Below are 13,189 nucleotides of genomic sequence, written 5' to 3'. Positions count from 1 at the left end.
GCCCCGTAATCCATGGACACGGCGTTTCGCACACTTGATCAATATGGACTTTTATTGATTTGCATGCTCGCGCCGGCTGACGGTCGGCCATTTATTCGATGTCGGGGGAGTACGGGTCCAGCAGTGACACGACGACCTTGCGTTCGCCTTCGAACGGGTTGCGGCCATGCGCGAAGCGCATGTTGTCGACCAGCAGGACGTCGCCTCGCTGCCATGGAAACGTGATGGCGCATTCGCGGAATGCGTTGCGGATCTGCTCGATGTCGGCGAGATCGAATGGACTCCCGTCGCCATAGAAAGCATTGCGCGGAATTCGGTCATTGCCGAACAGGCTGACGATCGAACTGGCAAGCGATGCTTCCAGGTTCGAGATATGGAACAGATGTGCCTGATTGAAGAACACCCTGTCGCGGGTTACCGGATGGTAAGCCACACCCTGGTTGATCTGTGCGGTGCGTAACGTGTCGTCGTCGAGCCATTCGAGCTCGATGCCGTTGTCTGCGCAGAAGGCCGCAACCTGGCTGCGGTCGGAGGTCTGGAAGACGGTTTCCCACGGAATGTCGACGTGCCGCCGGTAGTGCCTGACATAGCGGACTTGTTTCGCCTCGAAGTTCTGCAGGATGCGCGGTCCGATCCTGCGGCTCACCTCGCGCATGTCGGCAATCGGCGTTTCACCGCCGGTCGTGGCCGGAGTAAGGCAACAGAATGCAACGCTCAGCGGCCAGCTTCGTTGATACGCGTTTTCGCAATGAAGTGCGATTGTCTCGCTCGGCGGATACTCGGTTGCGGTGAATATGCCATTGCCGATCGAGGTGCGCGGAGTGGAACGATAGACGTAGTCGGACTTATGGGCCGAAATTGCGTCAGCAAACGCTTCGAAGGCGCCCACGGACGAAACGTCGAAGCCACGAAACAGCAGCGCGCCATGTTCGAGAAGCCGGGATTCCAGCTCCGCTCGGTTGTCGTTCACCGCCGGCACGATATCGCGCCCGTTCGACGCAGGCTCCAGCAGCCACGGAGAGCTCCCGTCGGCAAGCAGCTTGCGTTCCGTCATGCCCCGCATCATCAATAGTCCTTTTCTGAACGTGGATCACGGTGAAACCCGAACCGGTCGGTCCGCGTGGTCGCACCGCGGTGTGGTTATGCACGGCAGGCCGTTTCCACGGCATGCTCGAAGCGATTGAGAATCTCGTGGATATCCGCTTCCGAAACGATCAGCGGCGGCAGGAACCTGAGTACCGCGCCGTTGCGGCCGCCGGTTTCGATGACGAGTCCGTTTCTCAGGCAGTTCAGCTTGATGGCTTTTGCCAGTTCTGCATGGGTCGGGCCGGCTTGGCCATGCGGGCCGGGCATGACGACTTCAACGCCGATCATCAGGCCGCGGCCGCGTATCTGGCCCAGACAGGGGAAGCGTTCGGCAAGCCCTTCGAGGCCGGCAACCAGTAGTTTTCCGACTCTGTCCGCGTGCGCCGACAGACCGTCTCGTTCGACGATGCGCATGGTCGACAAGCCGGCCACCATCGCAATCTGGTTGCCTCGAAAGGTGCCGGCGTGCGCGCCTGGCGGCCAGGTGTCGAGGCGCTTGTCATAGACCACCACCGATAATGGATAGCCGCCGCCGAATGCCTTCGACAACACCAGTACGTCCGGCCGGATGCCGGAATGTTCGATCGCGAACAGGGCGCCGGTTCGACCGAGTCCGGTCTGCACTTCATCGACGATCAACGGGATTTCATGCCGCAGCGTCAGGTTGCGCAACTCGATCAACCAGGCGTCGGAAGCGGGGATGCAGCCCCCTTCGCCTTGCACGACTTCGACAATGATTGCCGCGGGTTTCGTTATCCCGCTCTCGGGATCGGACAGGACGGTCCGAATATAGTTGATGCTGAGTTGATCGGTCGCCGAGCCATCGGTGCCGAACGGGCAGCGAAAAGTATAGGGATAAGGCAGGAAATGAACGTCGCGTCCATTGCCGCCGGCCGATTTCGGCGTGAGATTTCCCGACACGGCGAGTGCGCCGGCCGTCATGCCGTGGTAGGCGCCGTGGAACGCCATGATCGTCGAGCGGCCCGTATAGTGCTTGGTCAGCTTGATAGCCGCTTCGACGCCATCCGCCCCGCTGGGACTGCAAAACTGGATCTTGCCGGATTCGGCGATCTGCTTGGGCAACAGCGAGAAAAGCTGCTCGACGAACGCGTGCTTTGCCGGCGTCGCCAGGTCGAGTGCCTGTTGTATTTGATCGGACGACAGAAACCGCATGACGGCTTCATTGACTTCCGGGTGATTATGTCCGAGCGCGAGCGTACCAGCATTTGACAGACAGTCGATGTATTCCTGCCCCTCGGAGTCGCGTACGCGTATGCCTTTGGCATGGGTAAACAGCCGTTGGAAAGATGTCGCGTAGGTTCGCGCCCTCGATTCGACATGCTTCAGATACTCAAGTTTTTCCATGCGCGGAGATCCGGCTTGCTAGGCGGATTGATGGACACTGGCATCGCTGCATCCTGGCCAATGGCGTAACGGTACGGCCTGATTGGACCATGTAGTCCATATCGCGTCTGTCACGTAAAAATGGGACACAGGCGATGCAGCGTCACTACGTCATGCGATCGCACCCCGAGCATCGAAGCGTGGTTTCCGGACGCGGCGTCAAGCCGGCATGGTCGAGCGAAAATAGTCGATGGTCCGCCGGAGCCCCGTTTCGAGCCCGACCGTCGGCTCCCAGTCGAGGTGGGCGCGTGCGAGGCCAATATCGGGGCAACGTTGTGTCGGATCATCCTTCGGCAGCGGACGGAATACGAGCCGCGACTTCGAGCCGGTCAGGCGCAAAATGATCTGCGCAAGTTCGCTGACCGCGATCTCGTGCGGATTGCCGAGATTGATCGGGCCGGTGAGGTCCGCGGGCGTGGCCATCATCCGGATCAAACCGTCGACCATATCGTCGACGTAGCAGAACGCTCGGGTCTGGCTGCCGTCGCCATACAGCGTGATGTCCTCGCCGCGCAGCGCCTGCACGATGAAGTTGGAAACCACGCGGCCGTCATTGGGATGCATGCGTGGCCCGTACGTGTTGAAGATGCGTACCACCTTGATTCGCACGTTTTGCTGGCGGTGATAGTCGAAGAACAGGGTCTCCGCGCAACGTTTTCCTTCGTCGTAGCAGGCGCGCGGCCCGAGCGGGTTGACGTTGCCCCGGTAACTCTCCGGTTGCGGATGCACATCGGGGTCGCCGTACACTTCGCTTGTCGAGGTTTGCAGAACGCGTGCGTGCGTACGCTTGGCGAGCCCCAGCATGTTGATCGCGCCCATCACGCTGGTCTTGGTGGTCTGCACGGGGTCGAATTGATAGTGGATTGGCGAAGCCGGACAGGCGAGGTTGTAAATCTCGTCCACCTCGACGTACAACGGAAAGGTCACGTCGTGGCGCAGCGCCTCGAAGCTCGGGTTGCCGAGCAGCGCAGCCACGTTCTGCTTCGTGCCGGTGAAATAGTTGTCGACGCACAATACGTCGTGACCGAGTTCGACCAGACGCTCGCAAAGATGCGAACCGAGGAAACCCGCGCCACCTGTTACGAGGATTCGCTTTCGATCACGTTGCACAATTGCACTCCAAGTATCGCGCGCAAGGAAGCGACGCGGGGCCTCCAGGCATGCTTGACCGGCCCGCGGCTCCGGCATGGAAGCCGATAGGGTGCGCGGGCCTCTTCATTCGACGATCACGGCACCGGCCGGCACGCCGATCGCGAGGATCGGCCCGTCATGCCTGCAGTGCGCTCGATGCAACGTATTCCGCGCGCCGCAGGCGCGCCGCGATGATGCCGGCCATCGTCCGCATTTCGCTTCTCATAAAGAAATGATCTCCTTCGATGACATGAAAATCGAAGTGCCCGGTCGTCTCGGCGCCCCAGCCTGCAACGGAATCAACGGGGACCTGTTCATCCGCCCGGCCCGCGAACGCGGTGATGTCCACCGCCAGCCTGCGCCCGGGCGCGGGCCGGTAGTTTTCGATCATCGTGAAATCCGCACGCAGCGCCGGCATCAGCAGTGCCATCAGTTCGCTGTTGTCCAGCACCGGCTTCGGTGTGCCGCCCATCTCGTGCAGTGCATCGATGAAGGCGCGGTCGTCCAGCGCCTGCATGCGTCGAACAGGTCGCTCCTTGCCCGGTGCGGCGCGCCCGCTCACGAACAGATGCCGGAGGTTCGGTTGCGCCTGGGCGGGAAGCCGCAGCGCCAGTTCGACGGCAATAGCCGCGCCCATGCTGTGTCCGAGCAGTGCGAAGGGACGATCGAAGCAGTTGTCCAAGTCGAACAGCAACGCGTCGATCAGCGTCGACATGTCTCGTACGGCAGGCTCGGACAGGCGGCTGCCTCGGCCTGCAAGTTCATGACGGCGCACTTCGATGCCGGGCAACAAGGCTTGCAGACCACGATAAACGGCGGCCGATCCGCCCGCATAGGGAAAACAGATCAGATGCATGCGAGCGGGCACTCGAGCGGCTCGTTTGCTACTGGCGCACAGGAAATCGCGCTGCGGAAATTCATGTGTTCGGCGTTTTTCACCATTAAAGTTCCGGTCATGGTTGCCATGGCGATGCATCGGCAATCTTCACTTGGAGAGAAGCGGGCGCGATAGCCAAGCGCGCCGCGGTTCACACGCCTATAGCCGGTTCGTCATCGCTGTACAAAGGCAGTGCGTGAAGCACACCGGAAGTCATGGAAGCATTGATTGGCTTCGTGAACATTCAAGGCGCGCGCCGCCCGGATTCGGAATACGCCCGATCCGGTTTGGCATGAGTTAAACATGAGGCCGCGTGGATGTATGTCGTAGGAAAAGGGGACGCGCATAGTCGAAAATATCGTCCCCTGATGTCACACCCGAATGCAGATGTACATCTGCCGGCCATTTAAGAATGGCCGGGTTCGAGGTTGGTTTTGTTGCGTTTTTTCCTCGTTTTAAGCATTACGCAATAACGAAGGTCTGCGCCTGAACGGGCAGGGTGCTCACATTGGGTTCGCCAGCTGTTGCAGGCCTTCGGCCACCCATCGGTGTGCCCGTCGCGTGCTGCGATTGACGTGGCAGCATAGGGGGCGCTCCACTCTAACGCTGGTCAGGCAAGGCACTCCCTCATACCGGGGGCCGTTCCAACTCGACGCATGTGTATCCGAAAGCGTGCGCTGGATATTCGCACCCCGACTCCAGAACAGGAGCAACTCTCCCGTCGGCTTCCGTTCTGACCGCCTGCTACGCGTCTTTCAGCCAGGGCATTTCCACAGGTGACACGACCAACTGCCGGAATTCGCGTTTCAGATCGAAGATGAACCCGACCAGGATCATGGCGTCGGCGTAAGGAATCGGAAAGACCTGCGGATTCTCCGGAGTCCGCAGGGGGCGCTCGGGCGTGTCCGCTGTCGCCGCGGCATTCTCGCGAACGCTTTCCAGTTCGTCCGCCATGGCCAGGCCACCGACTTTCAGCACACGGTTGCGCAGGTCGCTGAAGGGTTCGATGCGCGCAGCGTCTTCGTGGTACTCGGGCACTTCATAAACGAACCAGGACATTGTCGTCTCCCATGAGAAGGGGCGCTATTCTAACGCTGCGCGAGGATCCGCCGAAAATCGGCCATGTTTTGCGTTGGCCGCGGTCGCTGAGAGGCAGTCTAACAGGGGCGATTTCTGGTGAGGCGGGACGCCGCCGCAGGGCCGAAAGCGTGCCTTGCACGCGACCGTGAGCCCGTTTCCGCCGTGATTGAACCGAACTTGAACTGCTATGCAACGGCCGTCGGGCTTTGTTTGCATGGCGTTCAATGCCGCTAATTCGGATTAGCGGCATGGCGCTTTTGACGACTGTCGCGACGAACACCGATGTGCCGTACAAGGGGGTGCGGACAAAATCTTGGACTACCTGGAGGTAGTCTGTGTACTCGTACGAAGACCGCATTCGAGCAGTTCAGCTGCATCTTAAATTGGGCAAGCGCATCAGGGCGACCATCAGGCAGCTGGGTTACCCGACGAAGAATTCGCTGAAGGCCTGGCATCGCGAATACGAACAGCGTCATGATTTGCGAGCCGGCTATGTTCGTGTTGCGCCAAGGTATTCAGCCGAACAGAAGCGGATTGCCGTCGATCACTTTCTGAGCCATGACCGATGTGCTGCTGCGACCTTGAAGGCGTTAGGCTATCCGAGTCGTGGAACGTTTTCCCAATGGATAGAAGAATTGTGCCGCGAGATCGGAAAACGTATTGTCGGCAGACTCGCTAGCAGCGTTCCGAAATCGCACGAGGCCAGGCAGGCGGCCGTCATTGAACTGTGCACCAGAGAGGGAAGCGCGAGCGTCGTTGCCCGGAGAGCCGGCGTGAGCAGGCCTCTGCTGTACAACTGGAAGAGCCAGCTACTCGGTCAGGCGGCTCCAGCATCCATGAGACGCCAGAAGAAGCCCGCACCGAACCTTGAGCGTGCAGAGCTGGAACAGCAGGTCGAATCGCTTCGACGCGACATCCGGAAGCTCGAGCTCGAGCGCGACATCCTCAAGAAGGCGAACGAACTGATAAAAAAAGAGATGGGCGGCAACCCGCAACTCCTGAGCAACCGGGAGAAGACGATGCTGGTTGACGCCCTGAAGCAAACTTACGCGTTGCCGGAGTTGCTTTCCGTCCTGGGGCTTGCCTGCAGTTCCTACTTCTATCATCGTGCACGGCTGCTATTGGCCGACAAGTATGCAGCCGCACGTGGCGTCATCGCCAACATCTTCGAGCTCAATTACCGCTGCTACGGCTATCGCCGAATCCGCGCTGCACTAGGCAGGCAGCAGGTATTCATCTCAGAGAAGGTCGTGCGACGGTTGATGCGGCAGGGAGGTCTCGCTGCTGCTACAACCAGACAACGCGGCTACGGCTCCTATCGTGGAGAAATCAGCCCCGCGCCGGAGAACCTTATCAATCGCGATTTCGGTGCGGCCGCTCCGAATCAGAAATGGCTCACCGACATCACCGAATTCCAGATCCCAGCGGGCAAGGTCTATCTGTCGCCGCTGATCGACTGCTTCGACGGCCTTGTCGTGAGCTGGACGATCGGCACGCGGCCAGATGCTGAACTCGTCAATACCATGCTGGATTCGGCCATCGAGTCGGCGGCTGATAGTTGCGGATTCAACCCGTCGATGCAACGAATTGATGAATGCGCAAGCAGGATAGGGAACCTTATCACCGCATCGCAATTGTTCACGCAAATCAGTTTTAGGCGTACCCGCTAGGTTACGTGGGAGGCGATGTCCTGTGTTTCAGAGGGCTGCTCCACGCCCGCGTGAAGCAGCGGCATCGCCGCGGGTCGATTTAAAGGGGGTAGGTAAGAGTTGTGATCTGAATAAGAGTCGACACTTAAATCAGATCAGCCCCGACATTTAAATGCATTTACACGGCGGAAGAACGACGCCAGCACGTAAAGCGTGAGGTTCCATATGCGCCCATGATCGTGCGAGAAGCAATGTCGTATGCGTACCCAAACTCGGATGACGGGCGCCGGGCATCTGCCTGGTCAAGTCAGCCGCTCAGAAACGCGTGTCCGCCGACGGCAGCAGTGCAGCGAAGCGGTCAGCGAGTGTCGGGCGCGACCGGGCGGGCCAGATCGCGCTCAGTTCGAAATTCGGCAGCGCGGCGCCGTCGTGGATCGGGCTGTAGATCACCCCGTCGAACGCGAAGGCGTGGATCGAGCGCGGCAGCAGCGACACGCCACACCCGGCTGCGACGCACGCGACGACGGTCAGCGTGCGGTTCACGTCGAGCACGATGTCCACCGGATGCCCGGCCTGGCGGAACGCGCTGAGGATACCGGCGCGGATCAGCGGCAGCTGATCGTGCGGAAACCACACGAGGCCGGCCGCGGCGAGATCGGCCAGCGTCACCGTGCCGTCGGGCTGGCGCGGGAACTCCTTCGGCAGCACCGCGACGAGCGGGTCGCGCCTGATCAGCTTCTCGCGCATCCGGCCGTTGACCGCGACCGGCGTATGCAGCAGCCCGATGTCGATCTCGCCGCGTTCGAGTGCGATCGCCTGCTCGGCATTGCTCATCTCGCTCATCACGAGCTCGACGTCGGGCGCGCTCTCGCGCAGTGCACGGATCGCGCGCGGCAGCGTGTCGAACAGCGCCGCGCTGACGAAGCCGATGGTCAGGTGCCCGGCGCGCTGCGCGCCGATCTCGCCTGCTCGGTGCGCGGCCGCGTCGAGCCGCGCGACGCTCAGGCGCAGGTCGTCGACCATCGCGAGCCCGGCCGGCGTGAGCGTCGCGCCGCGCCTCGACCGGTCGAACAGCCGGACGCCCAGCTCCTTTTCCATCCGGTTCAGCGCCTGGCTGAGCGCCGGCTGTGCAATACCCAGTGCGCTGGCGGCGCGCGTGAAGCTGCCGGAATCCGCGATGGCGAGAAAGTAGCGGACGTGCCTGATTTCCATAAGCGTGCGTTATGAATAATTATTCGAAACATGGTAGCGAATTATCCAAATGATTCATAGGATGCACATCGGGCGTCGTCGATACCGGCGGCGCCTCCGATAGCGGCGCGACCAGGCGGCGCACGGCGACAACACGAGGAGACCTCCGTTGACCTGGATGCGCGAACTCTCGACGACCGAACGGCGCACGTTGCGCGGCTGCTTTGCCGGCTGGGCGCTCGACGGCCTCGACACCCAGATGTTCAGCCTCGTGATCCCGGCGCTGCTCGCGACCTGGAGCATCGGCAAGGGGCAAGCCGGCCTGATCGGCGGCGTGACGCTCGTGTCGGGCGCGCTCGGCGGCCTGCTGGCCGGCGTAATCGCCGATCGCTACGGGCGCGTGCGGGCCCTGCAGATCACCGTGTGCTGGTTCTCTGCATTCACGTTCCTGAGCGCGTTCGCGCAGAACTTCGAGCAGTTGCTGGTGCTGAAGGCGTTGCAGGGGCTCGGCTTCGGCGGCGAATGGACCGCGGGCGCGGTGCTGCTCGCGGAAACGGTCGGCGCGCGCCATCGCGGCAAGGCGATGGGCGTCGTGCAGAGCGCGTGGGGTTTCGGCTGGGGCGCGGCGGTGCTGCTGTACATGATCGTGTTCGCGTGGCTGCCGGCCGAATGGGCGTGGCGCGTGCTGTTTGCGATCGGCGCGCTGCCCGCACTGCTGGTGCTGTATATCCGTCGCGCGATTGTCGAGCCGCCGCGCGCGCAGCCTGCGCCTGCGCAGGCGGACGACACGCAGACGGTCGGCATCTTCGACCGGTCGGTGTTGCGCACGACGGTGGTCGGCGGCCTGATCGGCGTCGGCGCACACGGCGGCTATCACGCGATCACGATCTGGCTGCCGACCTACCTGAAAACCGAGCGGCACCTGTCGGTGCTCGGCACCGGCACGTATCTCGCGGTCGTGATCGTCGCGTTCATCTGCGGCTGCTTCGTCAGCGCGTACCTGCAGGACCGGATCGGCCGCCGCCGCAACGTGATGCTGTTCGCCGCATGCTGCGCGGTGATGGTGAACCTGTACGTGTTCCTGCCGCTGAACGACATCGCGATGCTGTTGGTCGGGTTTCCGCTCGGGCTGTGCTCGGCCGGTATCCCGGCGACGCTCGGCACGCTGTTCAACGAGCTGTATCCGCAGAACGTGCGCGGACGCGGCGTCGGCTTCTGCTACAACTTCGGCCGCATCGTGTCGGCAGGCTTTCCGGTGCTGGTCGGGCGCATGGGCGAATCGCTGCCGCTCGGCACGGCGCTCGGCATCGATGCCGGTATCGCGTACGGGCTGGTCGTGATCGCGGTGTGGTTCCTGCCGGAAACGCGCGGGCGCCGCCTGCCCGACGCGGCTCCCGGGCCGGGCGCCGACGGCGACGCGCGCGCCGGCGCTTCGCTGTAGGTTTCGTCTTTCGTTCATTCCGTCGCCTGTCGCCCGCTGCCGGGCCGGGCACCTCTTGCAGGCAAGTCGTCATGGATCGAGCAGTGAATCCGCCGGTCGAACCGGTTTCAGCGGTGCCGGTCACGGCCGCGTGGTACGCATCACCGGCCGCCGTCGCGGCGGTTGACGCGCACGCGCACGTGTTTGCGCGCGGCCTGCCGCTCGCGCCGGTCGTGCGCCACGCGCCCGACTACGATGCGTCTCTCGACGCGTACGTCGCGCATCTCGCCGCGCACGGCATCACGCACGCGGTGCTGGTGCAGCCGAGTTTTCTCGGCACCGACAACGGGTTCTTCGTCGACGTGCTGCGGCGCTACCCGCGCCGCTTTCGCGGCGTCGCGGTGGTCGATCCGGTGATCGACGACGATGCGCTCGCCGCGCTGGATCGCGCGGGCGTCGTGGGCATGCGGCTCAATCTGATCGGCCTGCCGATTCCGGATTTCGGCACGCGGGTGTGGCGCGCGCTGTTCGCACGCATCAACGCGCTCGGCTGGCATGTCGAGATTCATCGCGATGCAGCCGACCTGCATGTGATCGCCGCGAGCCTGCTCGCGCAATCGTGCACGCTCGTGATCGACCATTTCGGCCGCCCGTCGCCGACGCTCAGCGAGCGCGATCCCGGCTTCCGTCACCTGCTGTCGCGCGCCGATAGCGGCCGCGTATGGGTCAAGCTGTCGGCCGCGTACCGCAACAGCCTGGCCGGCGACGGCACCGATGCCGCGCTCGGCGCCGCGCAGGCGCTGCGCGCCGCGTTCACGGCCGAGCGGCTCGTGTGGGGCAGCGACTGGCCGCATACGCAGCATCGCGAGCGCGTCGATTTCGGCGCGACCTGCGCGGCGCTCGAACGCTGGCTGCCCGACCCCGGCGAGCGCACGCGCGTGCTGCGCGACTCGCCGCGAACCCTGTTCCGTTTCGACCAATGAGGCCCTGCATGTCCGATCAAACCGCCCTTCGTCGCGCCGCGTTCCGGCGCAGCATCGCCGCCCGCCAGGGGCTGCTCGTCGCTGGCACATTCAATGCGCTGAGCGCGCGGATCGCCGCCGATCTCGGCTTCGGCGCGCTGTACCTGAGCGGCGCCGGCGTCACCAACATGTCGCTCGGCCTGCCGGATCTCGGCTTCGTCGGGCTCGGCGAGCTGGCCGAGCACACCGCGCGCGTGCGCGGCGCCGTCGACCTGCCGCTGATGGTCGATGCCGATACCGGTTTCGGCAACGCGCTGAACGTGCTGCATACGGTTCGCACGCTCGAGCGCAGCGGCGCCGACGCGATCCAGCTCGAGGATCAGGTGCTGCCGAAGAAATGCGGTCACTTCGCGGGCAAGGAAGTGATTCCGGCCGCGGAAATGGTCGGCAAGCTGAAGGCGGCCGTCGACGCGCGCGTGGATCCGAACCTGCTGATCGTCGCGCGTACCGATGCGGCCGCCGTCCACGGCATCGACGACGCGATCGAGCGCGCGCACCGCTACGCGGAAGCCGGCGCGGACGTGCTGTTCATCGAGGCGATGGACACGCCGCAGGACGTCGAGCGGCTGCCCGCGCTGTTCGACACGCCGCAGCTGATCAACATCGTGATCGGCGGCAAGACGCCGACGCGCTCGCGCGACGAACTGGCGCGCCTCGGTTACGGCGTCGTGCTGTACGCGAATGCGGCGCTGCAGGGGGCCGTGCACGGGATGCAGGCCGCTCTGACCGAATTGCGCGACACGGGCCGGCTCGACGAAAACCCCGCGCTCGTCGCGCCGTTCGCCGAACGGCAGCGGCTCGTCGACAAGGCGCGCTTCGACGCGCTCGACGCCCGCTACGGGGCCGATCGCGCATAAGCCGCCGGCACGGGCGGGGCCGGCAACACCGGCGGCCGCCCGGCACATACGAACAAGAACAGGAGACGAGCGTGGCAATTTCCCCCACCGGGGCGGCCGGCGAGCGGCCGCGCATCGGCTCGATCGTCGGCGGGCTCGCCGGCAACCTGATCGAGTGGTACGACTTTCTCGCGTACAGCATCTTCTCGATCTACTTCGCGCCGGCATTCTTTCCGGCCGACCGGCCGACCGTGCAACTGATGAACACGGCGGCCATCGCGGCCGTCGGGTATATCGCGCGGCCGGCAGGAAGCTGGCTCGTCGGCGTCTACGCGGACCGGCGCGGACGCAAGGCCGCGCTGACGAAGTCGGTGCTCGCGATGTGCGCGGGATCGATGCTGATCGCCGTCACGCCCGGGTACGCGACGATCGGCGTGCTCGCGCCGGCGCTGCTGGTCGCCGCGCGGCTGCTGCAGGGGCTCAGCATGGGCGGCGAATACGGCACCAGCGCGACCTACCTGAGCGAGATCGCGCCGCCGAACCGGCGCGGCTTCTATGTCGGCTTCCTGCAGGTGAGCGTGGTCGCCGGCCAGCTCGTCGCGCTCGGCCTGATGCTCGCGATGCAGCGCATCTTCGCGGGCACGCACGACCTCGAGCGCTGGGGCTGGCGGATTCCGTTCTTCGTCGGCGGCGTGCTCGCGCTGTTCGCGCTCTACATGCGCCGCAACGTCGTGGAGAGCGATGCGTTCATCGCCAGCCGGGCGCGCGCGGCGAAGACGCGCATGACGGCCGACCTCGCGGCGCACTGGCGCGAACTGCTGCTCGCGATCGGCATCACGGTCGGCGGCACCGTGGCGTTCTACACGTACACGGTCTACATGCAGAAATACCTCGTCAACTCGGTCGGGCTGCACAAGGAAACGGCGACCTGGATCTGCACCGCCGCGCTGCTGCTGTACATGCCGCTGCAGCCGCTGTTCGGCCTCGTGTCGGACCGCGTCGGCCGCCGGCCGGTGCTGCTGTGGTTCGGGATCGGCGGCACGCTGCTGTCCGTGCCGATCTTCACGACGCTCGGGCATGTGCACGAACCGCTCGCCGCGTTCGCGCTGGTATTCGCGGGGCTGGTCGTGCTGAGCGGCTTCACGTCGGTGCACATGCTGGTGAAGGCCGAGCTGTTCCCGCCGCAGATCCGCGCGCTGGCGGTCGGGCTGCCTTACGCGCTGACGACGGCGATCCTCGGCGGCACGACCGAATTCGTCGCGCTGCGGCTGAAGGCGGTTGGCAACGAATCGATGTTCTTCTGGTACGTGGCGGCGTGCGCAGCGATTTCGCTGGCCGTGTACTGGCGGATGCCGGAAACCCATCCGGCCAGGCGCGCGCGACCGGCTCGGCCGGCGGTGGGCGCTGCCGCTCCCCGCTGAATTGGTGCGAAGCCGCATGCGAAACGCTTATGGATAAATAACACGGCCGTAATGCTTCGCCGCGGCGATTGC

Annotated in this window: 10 protein-coding genes and 1 pseudogene; 5 read left to right on the top strand and 6 right to left on the bottom strand. The window is 64.0% G+C overall.

Going from position 1 to position 13,189, the window contains the following annotated elements:
• Window positions 1-91: 91 nt before the first annotated feature.
• The 5 genes from DM992_RS33340 to DM992_RS33320 form a co-directional block, all read right to left on the bottom strand.
• A complete protein-coding gene (locus tag DM992_RS33340) occupies window positions 92-1,063 on the bottom strand; it encodes a TauD/TfdA family dioxygenase (RefSeq protein WP_111021568.1) in 972 nt (323 codons plus the stop codon).
• Window positions 1,064-1,140: 77 nt separating this feature from the next.
• A complete protein-coding gene (locus DM992_RS33335) occupies window positions 1,141-2,451 on the bottom strand; it encodes a diaminobutyrate--2-oxoglutarate transaminase family protein (protein WP_111020576.1) in 1,311 nt (436 codons plus the stop codon).
• Between the two features lie 198 nt (window positions 2,452-2,649).
• The gene (locus DM992_RS33330) at window positions 2,650-3,600 is read right to left on the bottom strand and encodes a UDP-glucuronic acid decarboxylase family protein (protein WP_111020575.1); all 951 of its coding nucleotides are present in this window, start codon (window positions 3,598-3,600) and stop codon (window positions 2,650-2,652) included.
• A gap of 157 nt (window positions 3,601-3,757) precedes the next feature.
• A complete protein-coding gene (locus DM992_RS33325; RefSeq protein ID WP_239511509.1) occupies window positions 3,758-4,597 on the bottom strand; it encodes an alpha/beta fold hydrolase in 840 nt (279 codons plus the stop codon).
• Window positions 4,598-5,242: 645 nt separating this feature from the next.
• Window positions 5,243-5,557 carry a helicase gene (locus DM992_RS33320; RefSeq protein WP_111020573.1) on the bottom strand — a complete coding sequence of 105 codons (315 nt, stop codon included), beginning with the start codon at window positions 5,555-5,557 and terminating at the stop codon, window positions 5,243-5,245.
• Window positions 5,558-5,913: 356 nt separating this feature from the next.
• On the opposite strand from DM992_RS33320, the pseudogene DM992_RS33315 reads away from it, so the two are divergent.
• Window positions 5,914-7,131: pseudogene (locus tag DM992_RS33315) on the top strand (IS3 family transposase); the annotation flags it as partial.
• A gap of 411 nt (window positions 7,132-7,542) precedes the next feature.
• On the opposite strand, the gene DM992_RS33310 reads toward DM992_RS33315, so the two are convergent.
• Entirely contained in the window at window positions 7,543-8,439 is an 897-nt protein-coding gene (locus DM992_RS33310) for a LysR family transcriptional regulator (protein WP_111020572.1), read from the bottom strand.
• 157 nt (window positions 8,440-8,596) lie between these two features.
• Between DM992_RS33310 and DM992_RS33305 the strand changes: the two genes are divergently transcribed.
• The 4 genes from DM992_RS33305 to DM992_RS33290 all read left to right on the top strand — a co-directional run bounded on the left by DM992_RS33305 (window position 8,597) and on the right by DM992_RS33290 (window position 13,117).
• Window positions 8,597-9,859 carry an MFS transporter gene (locus tag DM992_RS33305; protein WP_239511546.1) on the top strand — a complete coding sequence of 421 codons (1,263 nt, stop codon included), beginning with the start codon at window positions 8,597-8,599 and terminating at the stop codon, window positions 9,857-9,859.
• Window positions 9,860-9,930: 71 nt separating this feature from the next.
• Window positions 9,931-10,821 (top strand): amidohydrolase family protein, encoded by an 891-nt coding sequence (locus DM992_RS33300; protein ID WP_111020570.1) that lies wholly within the window; start codon window positions 9,931-9,933, stop codon window positions 10,819-10,821.
• An 8-nt stretch (window positions 10,822-10,829) separates the two neighbouring features.
• A complete protein-coding gene (locus DM992_RS33295) occupies window positions 10,830-11,717 on the top strand; it encodes an oxaloacetate decarboxylase (RefSeq protein WP_060233159.1) in 888 nt (295 codons plus the stop codon).
• 71 nt (window positions 11,718-11,788) lie between these two features.
• Window positions 11,789-13,117, top strand: coding sequence for an MFS transporter (locus DM992_RS33290; RefSeq protein ID WP_111020569.1), 1,329 nt, complete (start codon window positions 11,789-11,791; stop codon window positions 13,115-13,117).
• Window positions 13,118-13,189: the final 72 nt, after the last annotated feature.

This window comes from Burkholderia sp. JP2-270 (genome assembly GCF_003233675.1).
Classification (GTDB): Bacteria; Pseudomonadota; Gammaproteobacteria; order Burkholderiales; family Burkholderiaceae; genus Burkholderia; species Burkholderia pyrrocinia_C.
Note: the sequence above shows the minus strand (reverse complement) of the source record. Positions and strands in the feature narration are given on the sequence as shown.

Coding starts and splice junctions, on each gene's coding strand:
- DM992_RS33340 (WP_111021568.1), bottom strand. CDS start 1,063: ATGCGGGGCATGACGGAACGCAAGCTGCTTGCCGACGGGAGCTCTCCG.
- DM992_RS33335 (WP_111020576.1), bottom strand. CDS start 2,451: ATGGAAAAACTTGAGTATCTGAAGCATGTCGAATCGAGGGCGCGAACC.
- DM992_RS33325 (WP_239511509.1), bottom strand. CDS start 4,597: ATGCATCGCCATGGCAACCATGACCGGAACTTTAATGGTGAAAAACGC.
- DM992_RS33320 (WP_111020573.1), bottom strand. CDS start 5,557: ATGTCCTGGTTCGTTTATGAAGTGCCCGAGTACCACGAAGACGCTGCG.
- DM992_RS33310 (WP_111020572.1), bottom strand. CDS start 8,439: ATGGAAATCAGGCACGTCCGCTACTTTCTCGCCATCGCGGATTCCGGC.
- DM992_RS33305 (WP_239511546.1), top strand. CDS start 8,597: ATGCGCGAACTCTCGACGACCGAACGGCGCACGTTGCGCGGCTGCTTT.
- DM992_RS33300 (WP_111020570.1), top strand. CDS start 9,931: ATGGATCGAGCAGTGAATCCGCCGGTCGAACCGGTTTCAGCGGTGCCG.
- DM992_RS33295 (WP_060233159.1), top strand. CDS start 10,830: ATGTCCGATCAAACCGCCCTTCGTCGCGCCGCGTTCCGGCGCAGCATC.